The organism is Sorangium sp. So ce1153, from assembly GCF_051521595.1.
In the GTDB taxonomy this organism is placed as follows: Bacteria; Myxococcota_A; Polyangia; order Polyangiales; family Polyangiaceae; genus Sorangium.
In genome coordinates this window covers 168532-194226 of record NZ_CP150361.1, presented here as the reverse complement: position 1 = coordinate 194226, position 25695 = coordinate 168532, and the positions used below count along the sequence as shown (strand labels likewise).

Sequence of the window (25695 nt, the reverse complement as noted above, 5' to 3'; positions counted from 1 at the left end):
CGTCAGAGCGCGCGCTCGCCCTGGAGCAGAGGGAGCTTTCGCTTCTTCGACGCCGCCTTCTGCGCGTGCGCGTCGTAAAACGCCTGCATCTCGGGCGGCAGCGCCTCGCCTGCGAGCGCGGTGTCGGCGCAGAGCTCGGCCGGATCGGTGCGCACCGCCCCGGGGTCGAAGTCGTCCGCGGTGACGGCGCCCACGGCGAGGGCGCGGTTCAGGAGGCGCTCCTTGATGTTGTACTTCCAGCTCGGACACGGCAGCACGGCCGCTTCGCCGCGGGTGAGGTCGGCGTGGACGAACTTGTACGCGCAGGCGCCCGCGCAGTTCGGCAAGAGCTTGCAGTTCTTGCAGGTCTCGTTGACGAAGGGGGTCCAGCGCATCCAGCGCAGGAGGGCCTCGTTCGCGGGCAGGGCTTCGAGGTTGAAGATCGTGCCCACGCGCCGTTCGGGCCACGAGACGGTGTCCCAGCACTTGTGCAGGTCGCCGTTCGGCAGCACGACGAAGCCGCCCGGGCGCACGGCAGCGCAGGTGCCGTGGAAGCGGGGCGGGTACGGGAGCTGCGTGAGGCCGAGCTCGAATCCGTGACGGTAGAGGTCGGCCTCGAGCCGCCCGTACGCCGATTTGCTGAGGCAGCTCTCCTCGATCTCGTGACAGCCCTCGGTGATGGCCTCGACGGGCGCGAAGTACACCTTGAGGTTCTTGCGCCCCCCGAGCCCCGCCGCGGCCATGCTCTCGAGCAGGCCCCGGATGTCGTCGCGGTTTCTATCGTCGATGTTGACGCGCACCGCGATCTGCAGCCCTGGCGCGGCCTCGACGACCTCGCGGAGGTTGTCGACGATGCGGGCGAAGGTGCCCTTGCGGGAGAGGAGATAGCGGCGGGCGTCGTGGTGCGCCTCGCCGCCATCGAGGGTGACCTGGGCCTGGCGGACGCGGCGGGCGCTCAGCGAGCGCGCCGCCTCGGCGTTCAGGAGGTAGCCGTTGGTGACGATGCTCGCCTCGTATTTGACCCGATGTCGATCGGCGACCTCGATGACGCGATCGCTCAGCGACTCGATGACCTTGCGGCGGAGCAACGGCTCACCGCCGTACCAGGCGATGCCCATCACCTTCATGCGGGGCGCGGCGCGCTGCACCAGGGCGACGATGGCGTCCTGAACCTCCGCGCTCATGGTCTCGGTGGGTTTGTCCTGGCCCTGGAAGCAGTAATCGCAGCCGAAGTTGCAGGCGAGCGTCGGCGCCACGGTGAGGGTCAGGACATCCTTGCGGTAGCGGTGAGCGTCGTACTGCGTCTTCAGAACGGAGAGCTCGTCGATGTCGTCGCGCAGGATGAAGCCGCCGTGCTCGAGGGCCGAGACGACGGCCGGGGAGATGGCGTCCTGGCGGTCGCCGTCCCGGATACGCTCGTACGCCGCGAGCTCCTCGGCCTCCCAGACTGCGAAGGCGCCGCTCATGCCATTATAGGCGAGGGCCCGATACCGGTGGAGCGGGATCAGGATGGTATAACGAGAGGTTCGCCTCTGGATCATCGTGAATGGCTCCTTGCACCGCCGTCCCGGGCGCAGCGGACGGTCGTGCCCCATCAAGGCGGCGCGAGTCTTTGGAGCGAGCAGAGCCGGTACGTCGTTGCAGGGCCAAGAAAGAATCGCCCGCCCAGATCACCCGCGCCAGGTAGGAGGGGCACGGGCTTCGTGGCCGCCGGGGTGAAGTTCACCTCGTTCAATGTCATCCATGGGTTCACCCGGGGTATCTGCGCGTCTCCACGATGGATCAGGAGATCGCGGGCGTCTCCCTGGACAGCCAAGCCGAGGAGATCCGGAGCTATCGTCATCTTCACTCACAAGCCATGACGAGCGCGACGCGGAGATGGAGGAGATGACCCGGTTGTGCGTGTCGTGAGCGTCTCGCCGCCTCGCCGAGGGCGAGTTTCCTCGGCGAGCGTCTGGCCGAAGAGCCGCTCCGTCGGTGAGCCGGACGCCGAGAGGATGGAACTGGGCGCCGAGGAGAGATACCTCTCGGTGACCGCCGGAAGACTCACCGTGCGCTTGTCGAAAGGAGCTCGAGCGATGATCGAGGTAGCTGGACCGAACGCCGATCAGATCCGTTACTGGAACGAGGTCGCCGGGCCGAAATGGGTGGCCCTCGACGACGTCATCGCGGCGCAGATCCGGCCGCTGGGCCTCCTCGCCATGAATCGCGCCATGGTCGCCGCAGGGGAGCGCGTCCTCGACGTCGGCTGTGGCCTCGGCGAGACGTCGCTCGAGCTCGGCCGGCGCGTCGGCGCGGGCGGCGCCGTGGTCGGCGTCGACATCTCCGCCCCCATGCTGGAAAAGGCGCGCGCGACGGCGCAGGCCGCGGGCGCCGCGAACGTGACCTTCGAGAACGCGGACGCCCAGAGCGCGGCGCTGCCCGGGCCGTTCGACGTCCTCTACTCGCGCTTCGGCGTCATGTTCTTCGCCGACCCCGAGGCGGCCTTCGGGAACCTCCGCAGGGCGCTGCGGCACGGAGCGCGCCTCGCCTTCGCCTGCTGGCGGCCGCTCCAGGAGAACCCGTGGCTGCTCGTGCCGGCCATGACGGCGGCCAGGCACGTCTCCATGCCGCAGCCCGATCCGCACGCGCCCGGCCCCTTCGCGTTCGCCGACGCCGCCCGCGTGCGGGACATCCTGTCGCGCGCGGGCTTCGTCCAGATCCATCACGAGCCGGTCGACCACGAGCTCTCGGTGGCGGGCGGGCGTCCGCTCGACGAGGCCGTGGAGCTCCTCCTCCAGCTGGGCCCCGCGAGCGCGGCGCTGCGCGAGGCGAAGGCCACGCCGGAGCTCATCGACCGCGTGCGCGCCGACCTGCGCGACGCCATCGCGCCCCACGACGGTCCCGGGGGCGTGCGCATGGGCAGCGCCGTGTGGATCGTGACCGCGGCCGCGGGCTGATCGCGGCGGCGCGGCCGCCTCGCCGAGCGCTGTCTCCGGCCGGAGCCACCCGCGGCCCTGGCGCGCCCCCCGGTTGTTTCCAGCTGACGCCACTCCTGGGCGCTCTCGCCCCCAGGAATACGCCCCGTTCGCCACAGCCCCCCACGGCACGACCGTTGCAATTCACAGGGCGCACACGCTGCGAGTTCCCGTCGGCGTGAGCCGGTGATGTCGCCGCGAGCAGGAACCCTCTCAGCAGGCCTGCGCCCCAGGCCGGAGGAGTCGAAGATGACCTCGATTCAATGCCGTATCGTGCATACACGCAAGGATCTCGACGACGCGCTCCGCGTCCGCTGGGAGGTCTTCGGTCAGGAGATGAACCTCCTCGCGACCGCGCCCGCTGCGCCGCGCGAGGTCGATCCGTTCGATACCCTCGATACGACGCTCCATGTCGTCGCCTACGCGGACGGGCAGCCCATCGCGACCGCCCGGCTTCTGCTGCCCAACCCCGAGGTGGCGCTCGCGCGCCGCGGCCGCCTCGGCGTGGACCTCGAGTCCAGGTTCGATCTCGGTGTCCTCCACGTCCCGGGGCTCTCGCTCGCGGAGGTCACCCGCTTCTGCGTCCTCGAGCGGCACCGGAGCGGCGGCGCCCTGGACGCGCTCCACGCGGCCCTGATCGACGAGAGCCGCCGCCGCGGCGTCACGCACTGGATCGCCGCGGTGAACGCGGAGACCGACCACGCGGAGGACGCCGCGATCGTCGTCCAGGTGGCCGCCGCGCTCGGGCTCGTGAGCGCCCGGGTCCAGGTCTCCCCGCTCGGCGGCGATCTCCCGCCTACCTCGCCGGGCTTCCCTTTCTATGGCGACGAGGAGCGCGCGCGCGCCCGCGCCGGCGCGCTCGGCGGGCTGCAGCTGCCGAAACCGCTCCGGGTGTTCACCCGCCGGATGGCCGCGCGCTTCGTCGGCCCGGCGCGGTACGACAGCCGCTTCCGCCGGTTCGCCATTCCCCTGTTCGCCTCGGTGGAGGAGCAGGCGATCGCGCCGCACCCCGCGAGGACCGCGCCCGTGACCCGCAAGGCCGCCTGATCGAGCCAATCCTCTTGCACGGAGAAACACCATGACAACGGACACACTCGACTGGATCACCACCCTCGATCAGGAGGTCGCGGCGTTGCTCCTCCGCCTCGACGCGGATCCCGCGATCCGCCGGCTGTATGACGGCGCCGCGACGGCCGCCGAATACGCGGCCTTCCTCGAGCAGATCTATCATTACGTGCGCTGGACTCGACCGCTGTGCGCGCAGGCCGGCGCGCGGCTCGGCGCCCGGTGCACCGGGGACCCGGGCGAGACAGGCGCGGCGGACGGGCGCGGCATCCTCGCGGCCCTCCTGCTCCGCAAGGCGGAGGAGGAGTCCGGGCACGAGCAATGGGCCCTCGACGATCTCGCCGCGCTCGGGCGCGACCCGGAGGCGGTCACGCGCGCGGAGCCCGCGCCGGCGACGCAGGCCTATGTCGCCTGGAGCCGCTACACCGCCGAGGCGGGCGCGCCCGAGGCCTTCCTGGGCACGGCGTACGTGCTGGAGGCGCTCTCGGTCCACCGCGCGGGAGACGTCGCGGCGCGCCTCGTGGCGCGGGCGCGCATCCCCGGCATCGCGGGCGCGGTGCGGTTCCTTCAGGGGCACGCCGACGCCGACCAAGGGCACGTGCGCGAGCTCGCGGGGCTGCTCGCGACGATCCCCTGCCCCGCGGCGCGGGAGGCCATCCTCCTGTCGGCGCGGGTCACCCGGACGCTGTATCCGGACATGGTCACCGGCGCGGTGGCAGGCGCGGCCGCTCGCGCGCCGACCGACCGCGGTTAGACCACGAGGTTGCGCCGTGACACCTCACACGGTGGAGCGCCCTCGCGCTGAAGCCTGGCTCAGCTCCGCTCCGTCGCGCGGACCATGAGCGCCGCCCGGCTCGGCACCCCCAGGGCGTCGTAGACCCGCTGCAGGTGCTTCTTGATGGTCGCCGGCGTGCACCCGAGATCCTCGGCGATCAGCGCGTTGTCCCAGCCGCGCAGCACGCGCTCCGCCACCTCGACCTGCCGGTCGGTGAGGCGCCCTCTCCACGCCGCCGGCGCCGCCGCGGCCGCCCCCTCGCGCAGCTCCACCACCCACAGCAGCCGCCCGCGCTCGACGAACGGGACGAAGTCGACGCGCAGGTGTCCGTCGCGCGTGCGCCGCATCCAGGGCGCGGCCTCGGCGCCGGAGCCAGGCGCCGCCGCGGCCGCGCCGAGCGCGCCGGCCAGCGGCGCCGGGAGGGCGCCGGCGCTCCGCTCCACGGGCGCGAACCAGCGCTCGAGCAGCGCCTCGGCGCCCGCGCTGCGCGCGAGCACGGACCCGGGCGGGGCGACCACCAGGACCTCCACCCCCTCGCGGCGGAGCGCCGCCTCCAGCGCGTCGCCGCGCCGCACCGAGTCGCCGAGGCGGCGGCAGGTCCGCGTCGCGGCCGCGATCGAAGGGGCGAGGTGCTGCAAGAGGGCCCGCTCGCGGTCCGAGAAAGGGCGTTGCCTGTCGCGGTAGAGGGTGATCCCGCCGTGCCAGTCCGGCTCGACCGCGAGCAGGACCGCCATGGCCTGCTCCAGCCGCATCCCGAGCTCCCGGCTGCGCCTGTACATCACGCTCCGCTCGATGGCGTCGCGGGGCAGCATCTCGCTGTCGCGCAGCACCACGTTCGGCCGCGCGATGGCCGCGCTCCGGACGAAGTCGTGGGGCGCCAGATCGGCGTACCCCGCGAACAGCTCCGGCGGCAGATCGGCGACGGCCCAGTCGTACGCCGTGGGTTGCCCGGAGAGCGAGACGCAGAGCGCGCCGTGGTCCGCCGGCACCAGCTTGCAGAGCGCGCCGTACGCACCGCGCAGGACCTCGTGGAGATCGAGGGAGCCGTGCAGGAGCTCGAGGAGCTCCCAGGTGATCCGCTGCTCCCGCGCCGTCAGATGGATGGGGGATCGCATCGGTAGTCGAGAATACCGGATGCGCCGCTCGCCGCGCGCGCGCATACCACCAAAGGGGTACGCGGCGAGCTCGACAGGCGGATGCCGAGCGCACGGCCCGCGCGGCGCTCCCGGGAGCCGCTCGCCCGGGCTCGGTCGCGAGGCGAGCCGAGCCGCGCGGCAGGGTCACGTTCCGCGGAGGACGGCGCTCAGCCCGTGCCCCATCGCCTCTGCCGGTGCGGGCGCTCGACGTGGGACGGCGATGACGTTGTCGCTGGCGGTCACTCGGGCTCCGAGGGCCCTTCATCGCTCCCGCGCAGCCCGAACCGGTGGATCAGCGTGTAGGCGAACTTCCTGCCGATCCCCGCCATCTCCGCGGCCTGCGAGACATTGCCCCCTGTCTGCTTGAGCGCGAGCTCCATGTAGGCCTTCTCGTAGTCCCTCGCGACGCGGCTCCGGCCCGCGAGCAGCGGCTCGTCGAGCCGCACCTCCAGCCCACCGGCGCCAGAGGGCGACCGCGGCCCCTGGCCGGCGGGCACCGGCGCGCCGAGGGCGAGCGCGCGCGCCACCGCATTGCGCAGCTCCCGCACGTTCCCGGGCCAGGACTGCTCGGCGAAGAGGTCGACGACGCGCTCGGGGAGCGGCGCGGCGCCCGGGATGCGGCTGGCCAGCTGCTGCTCCAGGTGCTGCACCAGGAGCGGGATGTCCTCGGGCCGCTCGCGGAGCGGGGGGAGGCGGATCGGCACCACGGCGAGGCGGTAATAGAGATCTTCCCGGAACGCCCCCAGCTCGACCGCGCGGGCCAGCGAGCGGTTCGTCGCGGCGACCACCCGGACGTCCACGCGGCGCGGCTTGTTGAGGCCGACGCGCCGCACCTCCCCGCTCTCCAGCACCCGGAGCAGCTTGGGCTGCAGATCGGGAGGGAGCTCCCCGAGCTCGTCCAGGAAGAGCGTGCCGCCGTCGGCTTCCTCGAACATCCCCACGCGGTCCTCGAGGGCTCCGGTGAACGCGCCCTTCTTGTGCCCGAAGAGCTCGCTCTCGAGCAGCGCCGACGAGGCCGTCGAGCAATCGAAGACGACGAACGGACCGCCCGCCCGCGCGCTCGCCTCGTGGACGCCGCGCGCGGCGAGCTCCTTGCCGGTGCCGCTCTCCCCCTCGATGAGCAGCGTCGTGTCCGTGGGCGCGACGCGCTCCAGGACCGCGAAGATCCGGCGCATGGCCACGCTCCTGCCGAGCAGGCCGCCGAAGTGATCTCGCGTGGAGATCGGCAGCTCCACGATCGTGCTCAGCATCCGCAGCCGCAGGGCCGAGCTCCCGATCAGGATCGACGCGTCGGGCCGCGCATAGGCGTCGCGGACCTGGACCCCGTCCACCGTCGTCCCGTTGCGGCTCCCCGGGTCGATGACCCGGATCCGGTCCCGCTCGATCCGCAGGACGAGGTGCAGCCGGCTGACCATCCGGTCCTTGAGCTGGAGATCGCAGCCGGGATCGCTCCCGATCCTCGCCTCGGGGCCGGGGAGCTCGATGACGGCCCCGGCGTCGGGGCCCTGGACGACCTCCACGCGGATCTTGTTGGAGCGCAGCGTCAGCCGGTCTGCAGAGGGCTGCGCGGTGAGGGTGCCGTCGTCGGAGCGGGGCATGGAGGGCACGATCGTACCACCAAGGTGGTATTCCCGCCGCGCGCCCCCCCATGGCCCGATGGCGCCTGCAGTCTCCCCGGCACGAGCTCGAGGATCCTGACCTCCCGCTTCCGGCGCCCGCCGGAGCGAGGGCGAAACGATGCGTTCTGTGGAGTGAACTTCTTCACGGAGAGGGATATCTATGAACCAGCAAGCTCGGTGCGTCGTATCGGCGTTGTTCGCGGCGGTGTCGGTGAGCGCGGCGGGGCCGGCGCGCGCGGACGTGACCGTCTCCGGAGACGTGTCGCCCGCGGGCGCGACCGACCCATGGAACCTCGGGGCGAGCCCCCTGCTGGTGGCCGGCACGATCCCGGGCCCGCCCCGCTCGGGGAGCGTGCTCGTCACCAACCGGGGGACGGTGATCAGCGCCGGCGCGGTCCTCGGGGGACCGTACGAGGAGGGCAGCGGCACGGTCGAGGTCACCGGGTACCGGTCGACGTGGATCAACGATGGCACCCTCGAGCTCGGCGGACACGAATCGTCCACCGGCACGCTGATCGTGCGGAGAGGCGCGCAGGTGATCACCGACGATCTCGTGGTCAGCGGGCCGTACCCCCACGCCTACGGCTCGGTGCTCGTCGAGGGATACGACGCGACCCTGACGAGCCGGACGATCGCGTACATCGGCCATATGTGGGGTGGCAAGGTCGAGCTCAGGCAAGGCGCGAGCTTCTTCTCGCACGACGTCTGGTTCGGATACACCGGCTACAGGACCCCGCTCGGCCCGATCCAGGCGAGCATCACGGGCTCCGGGACGAGGTGGGTGAGCACGGGGGAGTTCATCGTGGGCGCGGGGGGCAGGGCCGCGCAGCTATCCATCTACCGCGGCGAGCTCTCCACGGTGCACGCGGTGGTGGTCGGCAACAACTACGAGAACAGCGTTGTCAGCGTGAGCGGCTGGGGCGGCACCTGGACGAACGAGGAGCTCCTCGAGGTGGGAGGCAACGCTGGCTTCGGCGGGGTCGTCCTCGGCGCTCACGGGACGCTCGTGACCGGGGAGACCGTGCTCCGCTCGCAGGGCGGCTCGGGTTACATCCTCCTGGAAGACGTCTACTCCTCGTGGAGCAACCGCGGTGATGTCACGATCCTCGCGTCCCTGTACACATCCATCTATCCGGCGCTGCAGATCGACGGGGGCGGCGCGGTCACGATCGAGGGCACCCTCCGCGTCGGGTCGCTGCCCGGCGGCCCCGGTGGCCCGCAGTGGGCCGTGCTCCTGTCGAACGGTAGCCTCACCGCGGGCGTGATCGAGCTCCAGTCGAACACCGGCTTCTCTTTCTACCAAGGGCGACTCGACACCAGCAGCTTCGTGGGCGATCTCTCCAACACCGCGTTCGGCACGCTGGTCGTGGGCGAGGCCCACGCCTCGACCACCATCGCCGGGAGCTACACCCAGCTCGGGTTCGCGAGCACGCGCTTCACCGTCGCGGGGCCGAGCGCCGCGCCGCTCCTCTACGTCGACGGGGACGTGGTCCTGGGCGGCGGGGCGCTGGAGGTCCGCGCGGCGGACGGCGCCCTGCCCTTCCAGGCCGGAGACACGGTCACCCTGCTCGGCTGGGGCGGCGCCCTCGTGGGGGCGTTCGAGTCGGTGGACATCGACTTGCCGCTCGCGCCGGGGCTCGTCTGGGACACCTCCGCGCTGCACTTGACCGGCCAGATCGTCGCCGTGCCCGGGTGAGCACGACCTGAGCCCGCGGCCCGCCGTCGCGCGCCGTCGCAGCTCGCCGCGACATGCACGGAATGCATGATCCCCATGCCTCCCGCGAGCTGGTGTCGCGCTCGTGATTGGCTAGTATCCAAGAATGAGACGCTCCTCGGCTCAGCGATCGATCGACATCGCACATCGTGGGTCCAGCGGGCGTATCACGCAGCGTGACTCGATAACTTCCGGGAGAATGGACCCGAGGACGACACCCGCCTGACGGCGCCAGGAGGGAAGCCATGGAGTGGACGAGGCGGAACGTCGTGAAATCGCTTGGAGATCTCGATGGCTGCGCGGCGCCGAGGCGACGGCGGGCGGCGCTGCTCGGCGCGATCGCCCTCGCGGCGTCCGGCCTGACCCCGGGCTGCGTCGGCGATGTGGGCGGCGACCGGCGCGACCCGGGCGGGTCGCCGAGCGAGGGCGAGGTGGTCGACGTGGCGCCGGCGGGGATGCGCCGGATGACACCGGAGCAGTTCACGAGCTCGATGCGCGATCTGTTCGGCGATCCGGCGCTCGAGCTCGACCTGGACCGGGACGCGGGCGAGGTCACCTCGCTGCTCGCCGTCGACAAGCTCAACGCCGCGGCGGAGGCGATCGTCGCGCGGCGCGCGTCGTGGGGGACATCGGTGTTCCCGTGCGACACGCGCGGCGCGGAGGACGAGACGTGCGTGGACCGCTTCGTGCGGACGTTCGGGCGCCGCGCCTTCCGGCACACGCTCGACGAGGCCGAGGTCGCGATGCTCAAGCGACAGTACGCCGAGGCGCGGAAGGAGCAGTCGTTCGAGGACGCCCTCCTCGTCGTGCTCAGGACCATGATCCAGTCGCCCAGCGTCTACTACTTCGTCGAGCTCGGCCGCGAGGGGGACGGGGGCGAGGCGCTCGCCTCCGGCGTCCGCCCGCTGACGGGCTGGGAGCGCGCGGCGCGCCTCTCGTATTTCCTCTGGAACACGACGCCCGACGACGCGCTGCTCGACGCCGCGGAGTCCGGCGCGCTCGACTCGGCGGAGGGCGTGCGCGCGCAGGCGGAGCGGCTCCTCTCGGACGACCGCGCCCGGGCCACGGCGCGGCGCTTCTTCGCCGACTGGATCGAGCTCGACGGGACGAACAAGCACGCTTCCCTCGAGAGCGCGCCGAAGAGCCCCGACGTCTATCCCGAGGACTCACCCGCGCTGCGCGCCGCCATGCGCACGGAGATCGAGGCCCTGGCGGAGCGCGTGCTCTTCGAGGGGGACGGCCGCTTCGAGACGTTGCTCACGACCACGGAGGCGTACGTGAACGGGCCCCTCGCCGCGCTCTACGGCGTGGAGGGCCCCGCGGACGAGAGCACGTTCTCCTGGGTCTCGCTCCCCGGCGACCAGCGCGCGGGGATCTTCACGCGGGCGGCCTTCCTGAGCGTGTTTGGCAGCCTCGAGGTCAAATCGCCGATCCGCCGCGGCGCGTACATCCTGGAGCAGGTGCTCTGTCGCCCCCTCGGCCCGCCGCCTCCCAACGCGAGCGACGTGCCGGTCAAGGGCGGGGCCGTCGAGGAGAACGGCGCGCTGGTGCGCAGGACGGTCCGGGAGGACGTGCAGGCCAAGACGTCGAGCGGCAACTGCGCGAGCTGCCATGTGGCTATCAACCCCATCGGCTTCGCGTTCGAGCACTACGACGCGCTCGGGCGCTGGCAGGCGCAGGAGCGGGGCGAGGACGCGACAGGCCCGTACGCGCTCGACATCGACGCGCGCGGCAGCCTCCCCGCCGTCGGTCCGGACCGCGAGGGCGTGGAGGTCGACGGCGGCGTCGCCATGTCGGCGGCCCTCGCCGCGAGCGCCGCGGCGCGCGGCTGCCTCACGAAGCGCTTCTTCCAGACGGCGCTCCGGCGCGTGCCGATCGACCAGGATCTCGCGTCGGTGGAGGCGGCGACGCCGACGCCCGAGAGCGGCGGCAGCATGCGCGACCTCCTCCTTGACCTGACGACGAGCAACGCCTTCTTGCACCTGCGCCGAGCGGGGGAGTGAGCTTATGAAACGCTCCGCTTTCAGCCGAAGGAACTTCCTCAGGACCGCCACCGGCCTTTGCGTCGCGCTGCCGTTCCTCGAGGCGACGCACGGGGACGTCTGGGCGGCCGACGGCAGGGCCCGGCGGTTCATCGTGTTCTTCAGCCACGGCGGCACGATCACGTCCCGCCATTCGTCAGGCGAGAAGGGAGATCCCTGGAAGCCGGGCGCCTGGAGCATGCTCGACCTCTGGGCTCCTGGCGATGAGGGGCAGGCGCTCGACGTCCTCGGCGAGGAGATGGCCCCGCTCGAGGCGTACAAGGGTGACCTCACGCTGCTCCGCGGGGTCGACGACGCCGCCGGCATGGTCCAGGGGGACTATGGCGGGCACCACGGCTGCTCCAACGCGACGGTGCTCACCTGCGCCGACACGACCTCGGGAGGCGACGACGCCAGGGCGCTCGGCCCGTCGATCGATCAGGTGATCGCCCAGCGGCTCGCGGGCCAGAGCCCGACGCCGTTCTCCTCCATCGATCTCATGGTCGACGGCCACAACTACGGAGAGCCGCTGTACGGCGCCGGGGGAGAGCAGGTATCCACCGAGAAGGACCCGACGAGCGCCTTCGACAGGCTGTTCAAGGACGTCGCGGAGTCCTCGTCGGGCCCGACGCCCGAGCAGCTCCGGATCCGCGCCCAGCGCAAGAGCGTGCTCGACGGCGTGAGCGAGCACCTCGCGGCCTTGAAGGGGCGCGTGAGCGCGGCGGACAGGCACCTGCTCGACGCGCACGCCGAGCACATCCGGAGCCTGGAGAAGAAGCTCGATGGCGTCGCGAACCTGGCGGCCTGCACGAAGCCGGACGTCGGCGGCGCGCCCGTGTACCAGGGATACGGCTCGTACACGGGGGGAGGGATCGTGGAGGCCGCTCCGCTGATGGTCGACATCCTCGTGCACGCGCTGCGCTGCGGCCTCACGCACGTCGCCACGTTCCAGATCGCCGACGTCCTGACGAGCTGGTTGCCTCAGCCCTACAGCACCGATCTCGGCCACAGCCTCGGCCACGCAGGTCTCGACGTGGGGCCGAGCGGCGCGGAGCCGGACAAGCTCGCGGACTGGCGCGCGACGATCCTCGCGAACCGCAACTGGCGGATGGAGATGTTCGCGCGCCTGCTCGAGGGGTTGAAGAGCACCCCCGAGGGCGACGGCACGATGCTCGACAACAGCGTCGTGCTGTTCACGAGCGAGTTCGGGTGCGGGGGCGGGCACTCGCCGCGCGACATCCCCGTCCTGCTCGCCGGCAAGGCAGGCGGCAGGTGGCCGGGCGGCCGGCACGTCAACTACAACAAGCGCGCGAGCGCGGATCCTGCGCAGTCCGAGTACGAGACCGACGTCTCGACGCACAACGTCTACACGTCGATCCTGCGCGCCTTCGGCCACGAGGACGCCCACTTCGGGAACGACACGGCGTACAGGAAGGGGCCCCTGGCGGAGCTGCCGTAGGGCTGGTGTCGCGCGTCAGAGATCCCGCCATAAAAACCGGGCGATAGCGAGCGGTCGCCAGAAACAGTACCGAGGCCGGCGGTCGCCTGGACGGCGCGTGCCATCGCCTCGGCATCGAGTCGATCATTCTTGCGGCCGTGCTGGCCGATTCCGAGCTGACGTGCTCCGACGATGGCCAGGCGCGGCGACCTTCAGTACTACGTCGTGTCGACCTCCAGCGGGCTCCCGGGAGCGCGCACGCCGCGAAACGCGTGCAGGCCGGCTCGCGGAGCAGGGCAAAGCCGATTGCGCGCGGCGGTGGACAGCGGCTGCGCGGCGGCTTAGGGGAAGATATGGAGACGAGGAAGAGCGAGCGCGCGCGATGGCTATGGGCGGCGTGGGCGCTCACGGCGGGCGGGTGTGCCACGTTGGCGGGGCTGGAGGATAGCTATAGCGTACTGGACGGAGGCAGCGGTGGGAGCGGGACCGGCGGGGAGGCCGGCGGCGGCACCGACAGCGGCGCGGGCTCTGGCGGGACCGGCAGCAGCGCGGGCTCTGGCGGGACCGGCAGCGGCGCGGGCGCCGGCGGGCGCGGGGGAGACGGAGGCGGCGCAGAGTGCACGCCGGGCGGGACGGAGTGCGAGGGGCAGGCATGCGTGGAGGGGACGTGCATCGGGGAGTGCCGCCCGGAGGTCGTTCGCTGCTGGGGGAACCGGCCGCAGCGGTGCGATGGGCGCGGGCAGTGGGAGGACGCGGAGCCGTGCCCAGAGGCAGCGCCCTTTTGCAGCAGAGGGACGTGCATGACGACACCGCCGAGCTGTGTCGGGATGGCGACGACGTGCGGGCCCGCGGACGACGAGGACTGCTGCGCGAGCGCGGCGGTGCCTGGTGGCACCTTCAACCGGGACAACAATCCGGCGTATCGAGCGACGGTGAGCGGGTTCTCGCTGGATCGGTTCGAGGTGACGGTGGGGCGTTTCCGGAGGTTCGTGGAGGCGTATCCCGGGAGCCGTCCTGTGGCGGGAGAGGGGGTGCACCCGCTCATCGAGGGGACCGGCTGGGATGCGGGCTGGGACAGCAATCTGCCTGCAGATGCGACGGCGTTGAAGGCCGCCGTCGCGGGGTGCAAGTCGCCCTACCAGACCTGGACGGATGAGCCCGGCGGGAACGAGCACCTGCCGATGAACTGCCTGAACTGGTACGAGGCATTCGCGTTCTGCGCGTGGGATGGGGGCCGGCTGCCGACAGAGGCGGAGTGGAACTACGCGGCGGCCGGAGGGATCGAGCAGCGGCCGTACCCGTGGTGGACGCCGGCAGGCTCGACGACGATCGATGCGAGCCATGCGGTGTATGACTGCACTGGGGACGGGTCAGATCCCGGCGCGTGTACGCCCGGCGATATCCAGCCGGCCGGGTCGCGGTCGCCGGCGGGAGATGGGAAGTGGGGGCAGGCGGACCTGAGCGGAAACCTGTGGGAGTGGGTACTGGACTCGCACGCACCTTATCCCAGCCCATGCGATGATTGTGCCAGTTTGGCCGACGCCTCGACCCGGGCGGTCCGGGGCGGGGGCTATTTGGATATGGCGCAGCTCCTGCCCTCTTGGAGCCGCATCGTCGGGTACCCGTCCGAACGCCACTACGTGCTCGGGGCCCGGTGCGTGAAGACGCGGTAGCGATCGCCTCCTCCACGCCTGCCTTGACAGCGATCATGGCGGCTCGCTAGCGGAGGCGCCCGCGCCGCCTGGCTCCTTGACGCCGCCCGGCCGGCGCGAGAGCCTCCCGCCGTGTCGGTCATACTTGCGGAGGGGACCGTCTTCGCGCGCCGCTACCGCGTCGTGCGACTCATCGCCGCCGGCGGCATGGGGGCCGTCCACGAGGTGATTCACCTCGAGACCGATCGCCACCGGGCGCTCAAGGTCATGCACCCGCACCTCTTCCAGAGCGAGGAGATGCGCGGGCGCTTCAAGCGCGAGGCGCGCATCACGGCGAAGATCGAGAGCGAGTACATCGTCGACGTCTTCGACGCGGGCGTCGACGAGGCGACCGGGATGCCGTTCCTGGTCATGGAGCTGCTCCGCGGCGAAGAGCTCGGCGAGCGCCTCACGCGCGCCGGTCGCCTGCCGCCCGCCGAGGTGATGACCTACCTCTACCAGACGGCGCTGGCCCTCGAGCGCACGCACGCCGCGTCCATCGTGCACCGCGACCTCAAGCCCGCGAACCTCTTCCTGACGCAGCGGGAGGACGGCTCGGTCCGCGTGAAGATCCTCGATTTCGGCATCGCCAAGCTCGTCGCCGACGGCGCGACCGGGGCCGGCGCCACGAGCAGCCTCGGCACGCCGATCTACATGCCTCCCGAGCAGTTCCACGGCGACACGAAGCTCACCGCCGCCGCCGACATCTTTGCGCTCGGCATGATGGCCTACACGCTGCTCGTGGGCACCCCGTACTGGGAGCCCGAGGCGAGCAGCGCCGACGGCGTCTTCGCGTTCGCGATGGTGGCCGCCCGCGGCCCGCAGGAGCCGGCGGTGCAGCGGGCGCGCTCGCAAGGCGTGGTGTTGCCGCTGGACTTCGACGCGTGGTTCGCCCGCGCCACGGCGCCCGATCCGGCGGCCCGGTTCCACCGGGCCCTGGAGGCGGTGCAGGCCCTCGGCGAGGTGCTCGGCGTTCCGGGGGGCGGGGACCGGGGGGCCTTCCCGAGCGCTGCGCCCTGGCCAGGTGTCGCCCCCGTCACCACCGCGCCCATGCCCGCCATCGCCGCCCTGATGACGACCGAGCCTGCGCCGGCGAGGCGGCCGGGCCAGGAGCCTGACGCGCGCTCCTCCGGCCTGGGGCTCGCGGGGAGCTCGACCGGCGCCGCGGTGTCCGCCGCGCCGGCACGACCGCAACGACCCGGCCGCGGGCCGCTCACCGTGCTGGGGCTCGGCGTGCTGGGGCTCGGCGTGCTGGGCGCCGGGCTCGCGCTGCGCGCCGGCCGCGGGGACGAGCCGGCGGCAGCCACGGACGCCGCCTTCGCGAGCGCGAACGCGTCAGCGCCGCAGCCAGGACAGGCGACGCCAGAAAAGACCGCACCAGCAGAGCCGACCCTCGCCGCGCCGGCATCCAGCGCCGCCGCGCCGGCATCCAGCGCCACCGCGCCGGCATCCAGCGCCACCGCGCCGGCATCCAGCGCCGCCGCGCCGGAGCCGAGCGCCACAGCACCGGCGCCGCCCTCCTCGGCGGCACCGAGCGCAGCGGCGCCGCGTGTGCCGCCTCCGGCGGTGGCGCGGGCCTCGACGCCCCCCGCTCCCACCGCGCTCCGCCCGAAGGAGCCGCCCCGGGCGACGACCGCCACGCCCGCGCCGCCCGGAACCAGGCCACCTCCGAGCGACAAGAAGCAGTCCCCGCCGGAGCCGACATCGACTTCCCCCTACGGGCGGTATTGAGCTGGTTCTCCGCCCGCACCTCTAGAGCGACAAACGGGTTGAAACCACGAGAAAAATCAGGAATTTCACAGGGAGGCGGGGAGGCGGGGAGCGAGAGACGGCAGGAGAAAGAACTTCACTTTTTTTCTCCCTCCCCGCCTCCCCGCCTCCCTGTGAAAATTCTCCGGGTTTCAACGTGTCCTAGGTCTCCTCAACTGCCGAGTGCCAAAGCATGCCCTGTTGGTTCCGCCGCTCCACGCATCTCCTCGCCGTCGTCGGCCTGCTCTCGCTCTCTGTTCCCGCGACGGCGCAGGACGTCCCCGCGACGGCGGGGGACATCGCAGCCGCCGAGGAGCTCTTCAATCGAGGGCTGGCCGACATGCAGGCAGGCCGCTACGCGACGGGCTGCAAGGCCCTCGCCGAGAGCGAGCGCCTCGATCCTCAGCCAGGCACGCTCTTCACGCTGGCGGCGTGCGAGGCCGATTGGGGTCGCATCGCCACCGCGGTGACGCGCTTCGGGGAGTACCTCGCGTTGTTCGAGCGGATGACGCCCGCGCAGAGGGCCCGTCAGGGCGAGCGGCCCGAGCTCGCGAGACAGCGGCGCGAGCAGCTGTCGCCGCGCGTCCCGCGGCTCGCGCTCTCGCTGCCGCCGGGAGCGCCGGCCGGGACCGTGGTGAGGCGCGACGGCCTCGTGCTTGGCGAGGCCGCGCTCGGCATTCCCCTGCCCGTGGACCCCGGAGAGCACGTGCTGTCGATCCAGGCGCCGGGAGGGCCCGCCCTGGAACAAAGCATCAAGATCGCCGCGGGCGAGACAAGGGAGCTGACGCTGGCGCTGAAGGGAACGCCGGCTCCCGGAGCCCCCGCGCCGCCGCCGGCCTCCCCGACGCCGGCCGCGCCCCGCGCTGCGCCGGCGCCTGCCCCGCTCGGACCGGACGCGCCGGCGGCCCCTGCAGGCCGCCGGACGGCCGTCTACGTGGTGGGCGGGCTCGGGGCGGCAGGGCTCGTGCTCGGCGGCATCACGGGCGCGCTCGTGTTCGGCAAGAAGGGCTTGGCCGCGGAGCACTGTGGCAGCAAGATCGGGGTCAGGGACCCGGGCGTCTGCGACGCGACAGGGGCCGACGCCGGGAGCAGCGCGATCACGATGGCCCGGGTCAGCACCATCGCCTTCGGGGTGGGGCTGGCCGGGCTCGGGGCGGCGGCGGTGCTCTACGTGACCGAGCCGAAGCACCCCGGCGTGGCGTCCAGCGCGAGCCAGAGGTGGGTCAGCGCAGGGGTGCTGGAGGCAGGGCCGGCGGGGGCAGTCCTCGGCGCGAGAGGGAGCTTCTGACGCTGGCCGCAGCGCCTCGGCGGCAGGACTTCCGGTCTTCAAGCGTGTACCGGCCACCACCCGCACGCGCAGCTGCGTCCGCCACCGGAGAGGGGCGCCCGCCAGAGCGGTATGACCGGAGACCGACCCATGACCGACGTACCCAGCGAGGGGCGCGCTCACGCGCCAGGTCGAGCACGTCGGCCGCAGCCTCACCGTAGCTGGCCGGTGCGCCGAGGCGCGCGTCGGCCGAGAGCGCGGCTGCGCCACGAGGGCGCCACGATACGCGGTTGGCGGAGCGCCCACCGCACCATAACTTCATAAATACACTTGACAAAAAGAACGCCCGAAACATATTTGCAGCATCAGCATTGGCGACTCCGCTATCTTGTGGAGTGCCTGCCCTGTTCTTCCCAGGAGAACAGGGGCCGCCATTCGCTGCGATCAAATCTTCTCTGCTGTCTCAAGAGGAGATTTCGTCGGACAGATCTGCACGCCTCAAACCGTAATCCATGCTCGGGCGACGACATCGACGTCGGCGGCGTCGCTCTCGCGTATTTATTATATTTTTTTCAAAAGGATCTTTGTTCGTGGCGCCAAAACATTCTTCATATCTCTCAAAAGCAATTGCATCGATTCTATTCCTTGCAGCGGCGGACTCAGCTCACGCGGCTGTCTATCCTGCGAGCTCGTCCAGCGGTGGCCCCGGCGTGAGCGGGTGCACGGGCAGCGCAAACTGCACGAATGAGAGCTGGGGCATCGACCTCAATGACAACACCGGATTCATCTGGAATGTATCCGGCAGCATCGGCAGCGATGTGGACCTTTATGTGAAGGTCGCTGTGCCATCGCAAACCAGGGCGATGAGCCTCTGGTTGAACGGCAGCCAGATCTCCGTCATCACGTCCACCGCCACGGAGAGCCCGCGCCCGAGCGGGAGAGAATTCGGCCCGTTCTCGGTGACGCTGCAGGCCGGCAACAACACGGTGGAGCTGCGGGACACCCAGGGCACTGCGGAGCTGGACGTGCACAGCTTGCGCGTCGAACCGGAAGAGCCGAATCTCGCCGGCGATGATTTCGAGATCGGGCTCTGGCGGCTGATGTCCCGCGCCGACCGCAGCACGCTGAGCCGCGACTTCATCAACGGGCAGCTGGTCGGCAACGACTACTCAGGCGATGATCATCAGCACTGGCGCCTGAACAGCGTTGGCACAGACCGGTATCAGTTCATACACGAAGAGACCGGCCAGTGCTTGACCGCGTCGAGCAGCACGGCGGTGCTCGGCAGCTGCAGCGGCAGCGCGGCGGAATGGACCGTGGACACCCTGCGCGCCCGCACGGAAGATCGCCCCGCCCTGTATCACTTGCGCTCGAGCGGGAACAATTGCGCCATTCCGAACGGCAGCGCGCAACCCACCCTGGGAACCTGCAACGACGACGCACGTTGGTATCTCGAGCCTGTCGGCTTCGGTGAGCGACTCGAGAGCACACAGTTCGACTTCCATGGGCTCCTCCTCGTCAAGCCGCAAACCAATGTCCCGGGTGTCACGCAAGGTTCGCTGCCGAGCAGCGTCGTCGACGCGGCGCAGATCGCCTTCGAAGATCGGCTGGCGTACTGGATGGATCTGATCACTGACGGCCGCGTCGCATGGCATGGCTCCAGCGTCGTCTCCAACGACCCCATCACATCGCTATCGATCGAAGGTGGAAATTATTTGCCGGCAGCTGTCCACCTCCAGCAAGACGTGCAGAATTTCGTGCCCCGGGGAGAGTACGACACCGTGCAAGTATTCTTCACGCCGGGCGACAGCAAGCCGGGCGGCGGGGGTTGGGGCCCGGGGAGCAGCTACGCATCGAACTACACCCTGTGGACGACGATCAACGGGAAAAACACGGTCGCCTCACAGTGGACGTCCACCACCGACAGCGAGCCGCTGGAGCTGTTCATCCATGAACCCATGCACGGCCTCGATGGGTTTTACGATGAGCTGGGGATACCGCTCCCCGACGGGGGATTGCACGGATCCGAATCGAGCCATTACGCCAAATCCGATATCCCCAACCGCTCGTTCTTGCACTGGTACCGCGACTACTGGCTAGGCACCGTCATCGCCGCCGATGACACCTACCGAGGCTTCGGCCCACGCGCGTTCCGCGAGATCACGCCGAGAGATTACGCGCTGAGCGCCGCGGTGGACGAGTACAAGATCGTGCAGCACACCAGCGGCAAATGCTTCACCCCGGAAGGCGGCACCACGACGCCAGCCGACGGCACGCCGCTGGTGCTGTCGAGCAGCTGCAGCACGCTCGCCTCGTCTTTCAGAGTTCTGGCCAGCGGCTTGCTCAAGCATGTTCCGAGCGGACTCTGCGTTCACCCGGATCAAGGCACCGCCAGCAACGGCGTCGACCTGATCCTCTTCCCGTCCTGCGCTCCCGAGACACGCCTCTCGTTCGACGTGACGTCCGGCGGGAGCCTGCAGAGCGGCCAGACCGGCCGCTGCGTCCACCCGGAAGGCGGATCAGCGACCCCCGCCGAAGGAACCAACCTGATCTTTCACGATGGTTGCGATGAAGAGCGCCTGCGCTTCGACTTCGTATTGCAGTGAAAGAGCGACGGCCCGCTAGCCGTCCCCCCGCGGGGCGCGGCGCCGGCCGTCGCCCCCGCGGCGTCTGCGCCGCTCTACCTCGAGGGCGCGCAGCTTCGCTCGAGCTGCCGCGGGCCTGAGCCGGCGGCGGGCTTCAGGCCGCGCCCGCGCTCGCTCCCACGGCGTTCAGGGCCGCCATCGCCTCGTCCGGCAGCGCCAGCTCGGCGGCGGCGAGGTTCTCGCGCAGGTGAGCCACCGACGAGGTGCCGGGAATCAGCAGGAGGTTGGGCGCGCGCCGCAGCAGCCACGCGAGGGCGACCTGCATCGGCGTGGCGCCCAGGCCGCGGGCCACGTCGGAGAGGATGGACGACTGCAGCGGCGAGAATCCGCCGAGCGGGAAGAAGGGGACATAGGCGATGCCCTCCCCGGCGAGGTCGTCGATCAGGGCGTCGTCGGCCCGGTGCGCCAGGTTGTACTGGTTCTGCACACAGACGATATCGCAGATCCGCCGCCCCTCCGCGATCTGGGCGGGCGTGACGTTGCTGAGCCCGATGTGGCGCACGAGCCCCTGACGCTGAAGCTCGGCCAGGGCGCCGAGCGGCGCCTCGATCGAGCCCTCGGCGGGACCGTGCACGCTGAACATGACGCGCAGGTTCACCACCTCCAGCACTTCGAGCCCGAGGTTGCGCAGGTTGTCGTGCACCGCCTCGATGAGCGCTTCGGGCGAGGGGGCCGGGAGCCAGGCGCCGGCCTCGTCGCGGCGGGCGCCGATCTTGGTGACGATGACCAGATCGTCCGGATAAGGCGCCAGGGCCTCGCGGATGAGCTGGTTGGTGACGTGCGGGCCGTAGAAGTCGCTGGTGTCGATGTGGTCGACCCCCGCGGCGACGGCCTCGCGCAGCACCGCAAGCGCGCCGTCGCGGTCCTTCGGGGGGCCGAACACGCCCGGCCCGGCGAGCTGCATCGCGCCGTAGCCGAGGCGCTTCACGTGGCGGTGGCCGAGCCTGGCGGTCCCGGCGGCGTTGATCTTGGACATGATGCGGTCTCCTTGGCAGGTCCGCCCAGGGTAGGCCCTGGCGATGGGCGCGATAACGGCGCACAATCCGCACGGGCTGTGCGGAATTCCGAACAATGAACCTGGACCTCGGCGACCTCGACACCTTCGTCGCCGTCGCCCGCGCCAGGAGCTTCCGGGACGCGGCGCGGGCGACAGGCCGCAGCGCCTCGGCGGTCAGCGAGGCGGTGCGCCGCCTCGAGGGGCAGCTCGGCGTCCGGCTGCTCCACCGCACCACGCGCAGCGTCGCGCTCACGGAAGCCGGGGCGCGGCTGTTCGACCGCCTGGCGCCGGCGCTGGGCGAGGTGGCCGCGGCGGTGGACGTGGTGAACGGCTTCCGTGACCGGCCGGCGGGCACGCTGCGGCTGAACGTGCCGATCAGCGCCGCCCGCCTGGTGCTGCCGGACATCATCCCGGCGTTCCTCGCCGCCTATCCGGAGATCCAGCTGGAGGTGATCGCGGAGGACGCCTTCATCGACGTGCTGGCGGCCGGCTGCGACGCCGGCATCCGCTACGACGAGCGGCTGGAGCAGGACATGATCGCCGTCCCCATCGGCCCGCGGGTCCAGCGCTACGCGACCGCCGCGGCGCCCGCCTACCTGGATCGGCGCGGCCGGCCGGGACACCCGCGCGACCTGCTGCAGCACGCCTGCATGCGCGGCCGCTTCAGCAGCGGCCAGATGATCACCTGGGAGTTCGAGCGCGACGGCGAGGTGGTGCGGCTCGACCCGGCGGGACCGCTGCTGGTCAGCGCGGGCGCCGCCATCGACCTGGCGGTGGACGCGGCGATCGCCGGCGTCGGCGTCATCCAGCTGTTCGAGGATTGGCTGCGCCCGCACCTGGACAGCGGCGCGCTGGAGCCGGTGCTCGAGCCCTGGTGGCAGAGCTTCTCGGGGCCGTTCCTCTATTATCCAGGAAGCCGGCTCGTCCCCGCGCCGCTGCGCGCCTTCATCGATTTCGTGCGGACATCCGCGAAGCGGTGAGCGGCGATGGCGAGACTGCCGCGCTCGCCGAGACGCCGCACACCGATCGTGAGCAAGGACGCTCGGTATGCGATCCTCGATCTCACCGGCGTCGATGCGGTCGATACGGACACGGCCCGGCACCTCATCGAAGTGAGGAGAGGAAGCGTTGAACACCGGCGCGCGCCTGGCGCGACGTCTCCTGTCCGAGGTCAAGGCAGGGGGTGCCCACCGCGGCGGAGAACGCGGACGCCCTGGCCGCGCTGAGCCAGCAGCTGCGCACGGCGTCGACGACGCCGCTCGATGGCTGGGCGGTGTGCGTCGCCTTCGCGCTGACGCAGGGCGACGCCGCGGCGTGGCGCGAGTTCGTCGGGGGCCTCACCCTGCAGCCGCTGTACGATGCGCCTTCGCTCCCGCCCCGGCCCGGCGCCCCCGCTCCTCCCTGCGATCGCGCTCGCAGCCTCATCGCTCCTCGCCTGCTCTCCGTCCCCGGCCGGCGGCGCCGCGGCCGGCGCGCCCCGCGCCTCGCCGCACGACCCCCTCGCGCCGTACACGCCGGAGGACGCGCTCCCGGGCGCCTCACGCGTCGACTTCCGGCTGCCCCGCCGCGGCCCGCCCGCTTTCTACACCCTCCCCTGGCCGAGCGAGCTCTGGCGCAGGGACGACGGCTCCATCGCCTGGAGCACCTTCCCGGGCGCCGGGAAGGCGCTGCTCTCCTCGTACATCGCGACGGCCGAGGCCGATCGCGCGGGCTTCTCTGTCGCGCCCGCCATCTACTTTCACCTCTCGTCCGCGCCGGACGCGCGCCGGCTCCCAGCCCGGCCGGCGGACACGATGTCGCTCGCGTCGCCCGTGTTCCTCATCGACGTCGACCCGCGGAGCCCCGAGCGCGGCGCGCTCATCCCGCTCGAGCTCCACTACGTGGCAGCGCCGCTCCGCTTCATGCCCGCGGGCACGCTCGCCGCGAAGCCGGTGCCCGGGGTCGTGCTCCGGCCAGACACGCTCCATCTCGCCGTCGTCCGGCGCGATCTCGGCGACCCGGACGGTCGATTGCTCGGCACCACGCGCGATCTCGAGAGGTTGAAATGGACTGGCCCCCTCCCCGACCCGGTCGCGGAGCGCGCCCGGGCGCTGCACGCCGGGCCCCTGGATTACCTCGCCTCGCGCGGCGTGGCGCGGGGCGACATCGCCGCGGTGGCGCTCTTCCGCACGGGCACGCCGCACGCCGTCTCCGAGCGCCTCTTCGAGGCGGCGACGCGCCTCCCGCCGCCGCTCGCGCCGCGCCTCGTGAGCGCCGCGTGGCAGCCCGACCCGCGGGGCTCCGCGGGAAAGCGGTCCTATTTCACGATCATCGGGACCTATTGCACGCCGAACTTCCAGTCGCGGATCGCCGAAGCCCCGTTCCTCTCGGGGGGCGGCGCCCTCGCGCCGGACGAGGCGGGCGCGCCGCGCGTCGTCGAGCTCCCGCCCGGGTCGCGCTACCGGACGAACGCTTGCGGAGGCCTCCTCAGCGCCCGCTACGTGCTGACCGTGCCGAAGGTACGCTCGCCGCCCGGCGGCTTTCCGCTGCTGGTCGCGGCGCACGGCACCGGCGGCGACGCGACGGACTTCCTCGGCGAGGGCAACTTCGCGGGCTGGACCGCCCGCCAGGGGATCGCCGCCGTCTCCACCGACCAGCCGCTGCACGGCGGCGCCCACGCGCCCGGCGCGCGCCCCGGCAGCCGGGACGCCGCGGTCTTCGCCGTCGCGGGCATCCCCGTGGGCCTGTTCCGCGGCCAGCAGCTCGGGGCGGCGCTCGCCTTCTACAACCCCGTGAACCCCGCGGCGACGCGCGACAACCTGCGCCAGGCGGGCATCGACGCGAGCCTGCTCGCGCGGCTGATCGCCGGCACCGACTTCTCGAAGGCGGCGCGACCGGGGGGCAGCGGCCGGCTCCTCGGCGCGGTGCCCGGCCGCGCCGCGCCCCGCTTCGACATCGGCCGCGTCCTGCTCGCCGGCCACTCGCAGGGGAGCCAGTCGGCGGCGGCGCAGGCGGCGCTCGACCCGCTCTTCCGGGGCGTGATCCTCTCCGGGTGCGGCGGCGACGCGCGCCTCGGCATCCTCCGCCGCGGCGATCTCCCGTTCATGCCGCTCCTCGAGGCCGCGCTGGGGCTCCGGAAGGGCGAGCTCACCGAGCTCCACCCCTTCATGACGCTCGTCCAGAGCCTCGTCGATCCGGTGGATCCGCAGAGCTACGCGCGCCTCTACCGCGAGCCCCTGCCCGGCCGGAGGCCCCAGAACGTGCTCCATTTCGGCGGCCTCGCCGACACGTACACGCCGCCCGAGACGGCTGTCGCGCTGGCCACCGCGCTCGCGGCGACGCCGCTCCGCCCGGTCCGCGCGGCCGCGGGGGGTGCTCCCGTTCCTGCGCGCCGCGCCGCCGGAGTGGCCCGTCCGCGGCAACATCGCCGGTGGACAGGCCACGGCGGCGTTCGTGCAGGTGCCCGCCACGCGCGGGGAGGACGGCCATTTCGTCCTGTTTCACGAGCGCGACGCCGCGGAGCTCGCGATGCAGTTCATGCGCAGCGCGGTCGCGAGCGCCGCCGGCCCGGCCGAGGTGGGGCGCGCGCCGGGCCGCTGAGCCAGGCGTCCCCTCGCGGCTTGCGCTTTCCGGACAACGCTGTTCGAATGGCGCCGCCGGGGGGCGCGGAGGTGTCCTGTCTCTCTCGCCGGAGCGGGCGAGACAGGCCGCTCGCGATCATCCCCTGCGAGAGAGCGAGAGAGAGCGCATGAACGGGAAGGTCTGCGTGGTCACGGGCGGCAACACGGGCATCGGCAAGGAGACGGCGCGCGGGCTCGCGCAGCGCGGCGCGAAGGTGGTGCTGGCGTCCCGCGACACAGGCAGGGGCGAGGCAGCGCGCGACGACATCGCGCGCACGACCGGCAACAAGGACGTGGAGGTGATGGCGCTGGATCTCGCGAGCAAGGCGAGCATCCGCGCCTTCGCCGAGGCGCTCCGCGCGAAGCACGATCGCCTCGACGTCCTGGTGAACAACGCCGGGGTGTGGCAGCGCTCGCGCGCCGCGACCGGGGACGGGATCGAGGCGACGTTCGGGGTGAACCACGTGGGGACGTGGCTGCTCACGCAGGAGCTCCTCCCGCTGCTGAAGCAGAGCGCGCCGTCGCGGATCGTGGTCCTGTCGTCGAAGCTGCACTATCGCGGCCAGATGGGCTGGGACGACCTGCAGTTCGAGCGGCGGAAGTACGGCGCGGGCGCGGCGTACAGCCAGTCGAAGCTCGCGAACGTGCTCTTCACGAAGGCGCTGGCGCGGCGGCTCGAGGGCACCGGCGTCACGGTCAACGCGGTCCACCCGGGCGTCGTCGCCACGGAGCTCATGCGCGAGTTCCCGAAGATCGTCGTGAAGCTCTTCAACCTGTTCCTGCTCACGCCCGAGCAGGGCGCCGCGTGCTCGCTCCACGTCGCCACGGCGCCGGAGCTCGCCGGCGTGACGGGGGAGTACTTCGAGAAGAGCCGCATCTTGCCGGCGGCGACGGCGGCGCTCGACGAGGCCGCGCAGGAGCGGCTCTGGAAGCTGACCGAGGCGCTGGCGGCGTAGTACCGCCCGCCAGGAGTCCGGCCAGGGATGGACGGAATGAATGATGGCGACCGCCGGCGCACCGAAGCCTCCTGAAACACGGAGGGT

17 protein-coding genes and 1 pseudogene are annotated in these 25695 nt (G+C 71.7%); 14 read left to right on the top strand and 4 right to left on the bottom strand.

Annotated features, from left to right (window positions below; translation table 11 throughout):
• Positions 1-2: 2 nt before the first annotated feature.
• Positions 3-1520, bottom strand: coding sequence for a TIGR04463 family radical SAM/SPASM RiPP maturase (locus WME85_RS00710; RefSeq protein ID WP_437834224.1), 1518 nt, complete (start codon positions 1518-1520; stop codon positions 3-5).
• Positions 1521-2057: 537 nt separating this feature from the next.
• On the opposite strand from WME85_RS00710, the gene WME85_RS00705 reads away from it, so the two are divergent.
• The 3 genes from WME85_RS00705 (at position 2058) to WME85_RS00695 (ending at position 4755) form a co-directional block, all read left to right on the top strand.
• Positions 2058-2918 carry a class I SAM-dependent methyltransferase gene (locus WME85_RS00705; protein ID WP_437834222.1) on the top strand — a complete coding sequence of 287 codons (861 nt, stop codon included), beginning with the start codon at positions 2058-2060 and terminating at the stop codon, positions 2916-2918.
• Positions 2919-3185: 267 nt separating this feature from the next.
• Positions 3186-3983: a GNAT family N-acetyltransferase gene (locus WME85_RS00700; protein ID WP_437834219.1), complete on the top strand. Its 798-nt coding sequence runs from the start codon at positions 3186-3188 to the stop codon at positions 3981-3983.
• Positions 3984-4014: 31 nt separating this feature from the next.
• Positions 4015-4755, top strand: coding sequence for an iron-containing redox enzyme family protein (locus WME85_RS00695; protein WP_437834217.1), 741 nt, complete (start codon positions 4015-4017; stop codon positions 4753-4755).
• A gap of 59 nt (positions 4756-4814) precedes the next feature.
• On the opposite strand, the gene WME85_RS00690 is transcribed toward WME85_RS00695, so the two are convergent.
• Both WME85_RS00690 and WME85_RS00685 read right to left on the bottom strand, forming a co-directional pair.
• A complete protein-coding gene (locus WME85_RS00690) occupies positions 4815-5891 on the bottom strand; it encodes a response regulator transcription factor (RefSeq protein WP_437834215.1) in 1077 nt (358 codons plus the stop codon).
• A 260-nt stretch (positions 5892-6151) separates the two neighbouring features.
• Positions 6152-7510 carry a sigma 54-interacting transcriptional regulator gene (locus WME85_RS00685; protein WP_437834213.1) on the bottom strand — a complete coding sequence of 453 codons (1359 nt, stop codon included), beginning with the start codon at positions 7508-7510 and terminating at the stop codon, positions 6152-6154.
• A 181-nt stretch (positions 7511-7691) separates the two neighbouring features.
• On the opposite strand from WME85_RS00685, the gene WME85_RS00680 reads away from it, so the two are divergent.
• From WME85_RS00680 to WME85_RS00650, 7 genes are all read left to right on the top strand, one after another.
• Complete coding sequence (locus WME85_RS00680) at positions 7692-9227, top strand: hypothetical protein (RefSeq protein ID WP_437834211.1); 1536 nt, start codon at positions 7692-7694, stop codon at positions 9225-9227.
• Between the two features lie 287 nt (positions 9228-9514).
• Complete coding sequence (locus tag WME85_RS00675; protein WP_437834209.1) at positions 9515-11248, top strand: DUF1592 domain-containing protein; 1734 nt, start codon at positions 9515-9517, stop codon at positions 11246-11248.
• Between the two features lie 4 nt (positions 11249-11252).
• Positions 11253-12725, top strand: a complete 1473-nt coding sequence (locus WME85_RS00670) for a DUF1552 domain-containing protein (protein ID WP_437834207.1) — start codon at positions 11253-11255, stop codon at positions 12723-12725.
• A 332-nt stretch (positions 12726-13057) separates the two neighbouring features.
• On the top strand, positions 13058-14377 hold the full coding sequence (locus tag WME85_RS00665; RefSeq protein ID WP_437834206.1) for a formylglycine-generating enzyme family protein: 1320 nt from the start codon (positions 13058-13060) through the stop codon (positions 14375-14377).
• A gap of 111 nt (positions 14378-14488) precedes the next feature.
• Complete coding sequence (locus WME85_RS00660; protein WP_437834204.1) at positions 14489-16126, top strand: protein kinase domain-containing protein; 1638 nt, start codon at positions 14489-14491, stop codon at positions 16124-16126.
• A gap of 211 nt (positions 16127-16337) precedes the next feature.
• On the top strand, positions 16338-17432 hold the full coding sequence (locus WME85_RS00655; RefSeq protein WP_437834202.1) for a hypothetical protein: 1095 nt from the start codon (positions 16338-16340) through the stop codon (positions 17430-17432).
• 689 nt (positions 17433-18121) lie between these two features.
• Entirely contained in the window at positions 18122-20017 is a 1896-nt protein-coding gene (locus WME85_RS00650) for a hypothetical protein (RefSeq protein ID WP_437834200.1), read from the top strand.
• Between the two features lie 133 nt (positions 20018-20150).
• Here the strand turns inward: WME85_RS00650 and WME85_RS00645 are convergent, their stop codons facing one another.
• Positions 20151-21032 carry an aldo/keto reductase family oxidoreductase gene (locus WME85_RS00645; protein ID WP_437834199.1) on the bottom strand — a complete coding sequence of 294 codons (882 nt, stop codon included), beginning with the start codon at positions 21030-21032 and terminating at the stop codon, positions 20151-20153.
• A gap of 95 nt (positions 21033-21127) precedes the next feature.
• Here WME85_RS00645 and WME85_RS00640 point away from each other — a divergent pair, with 95 nt between their 5' ends.
• From WME85_RS00640 to WME85_RS00625, 4 genes and pseudogenes are all read left to right on the top strand, one after another.
• On the top strand, positions 21128-22033 hold the full coding sequence (locus tag WME85_RS00640; protein ID WP_437834197.1) for a LysR family transcriptional regulator: 906 nt from the start codon (positions 21128-21130) through the stop codon (positions 22031-22033).
• A gap of 45 nt (positions 22034-22078) precedes the next feature.
• Positions 22079-22168, top strand: a pseudogene (locus WME85_RS00635) (STAS domain-containing protein); the annotation flags it as partial.
• A gap of 243 nt (positions 22169-22411) precedes the next feature.
• Positions 22412-24784, top strand: a complete 2373-nt coding sequence (locus WME85_RS00630) for a hypothetical protein (RefSeq protein ID WP_437834195.1) — start codon at positions 22412-22414, stop codon at positions 24782-24784.
• Positions 24781-25608, top strand: coding sequence for an SDR family oxidoreductase (locus WME85_RS00625; RefSeq protein ID WP_437834194.1), 828 nt, complete (start codon positions 24781-24783; stop codon positions 25606-25608). Before WME85_RS00630 ends, WME85_RS00625 begins: the two co-directional genes overlap by 4 nt.
• Positions 25609-25695: the final 87 nt, after the last annotated feature.

Bases quoted from the DNA above. Each gene is read 5' to 3' on its own strand.
- WME85_RS00710 (WP_437834224.1), bottom strand. From the start codon at position 1,520: ATGATCCAGAGGCGAACCTCTCGTTATACCATCCTGATCCCGCTCCAC.
- WME85_RS00705 (WP_437834222.1), top strand. From the start codon at position 2,058: ATGATCGAGGTAGCTGGACCGAACGCCGATCAGATCCGTTACTGGAAC.
- WME85_RS00700 (WP_437834219.1), top strand. From the start codon at position 3,186: ATGACCTCGATTCAATGCCGTATCGTGCATACACGCAAGGATCTCGAC.
- WME85_RS00695 (WP_437834217.1), top strand. From the start codon at position 4,015: ATGACAACGGACACACTCGACTGGATCACCACCCTCGATCAGGAGGTC.
- WME85_RS00690 (WP_437834215.1), bottom strand. From the start codon at position 5,891: ATGCGATCCCCCATCCATCTGACGGCGCGGGAGCAGCGGATCACCTGG.
- WME85_RS00685 (WP_437834213.1), bottom strand. From the start codon at position 7,510: ATGCCCCGCTCCGACGACGGCACCCTCACCGCGCAGCCCTCTGCAGAC.
- WME85_RS00680 (WP_437834211.1), top strand. From the start codon at position 7,692: ATGAACCAGCAAGCTCGGTGCGTCGTATCGGCGTTGTTCGCGGCGGTG.
- WME85_RS00670 (WP_437834207.1), top strand. From the start codon at position 11,253: ATGAAACGCTCCGCTTTCAGCCGAAGGAACTTCCTCAGGACCGCCACC.
- WME85_RS00665 (WP_437834206.1), top strand. From the start codon at position 13,058: ATGGAGACGAGGAAGAGCGAGCGCGCGCGATGGCTATGGGCGGCGTGG.
- WME85_RS00655 (WP_437834202.1), top strand. From the start codon at position 16,338: ATGCCCTGTTGGTTCCGCCGCTCCACGCATCTCCTCGCCGTCGTCGGC.
- WME85_RS00645 (WP_437834199.1), bottom strand. From the start codon at position 21,032: ATGTCCAAGATCAACGCCGCCGGGACCGCCAGGCTCGGCCACCGCCAC.
- WME85_RS00640 (WP_437834197.1), top strand. From the start codon at position 21,128: ATGAACCTGGACCTCGGCGACCTCGACACCTTCGTCGCCGTCGCCCGC.
- WME85_RS00630 (WP_437834195.1), top strand. From the start codon at position 22,412: ATGCGCCTTCGCTCCCGCCCCGGCCCGGCGCCCCCGCTCCTCCCTGCG.
- WME85_RS00625 (WP_437834194.1), top strand. From the start codon at position 24,781: ATGAACGGGAAGGTCTGCGTGGTCACGGGCGGCAACACGGGCATCGGC.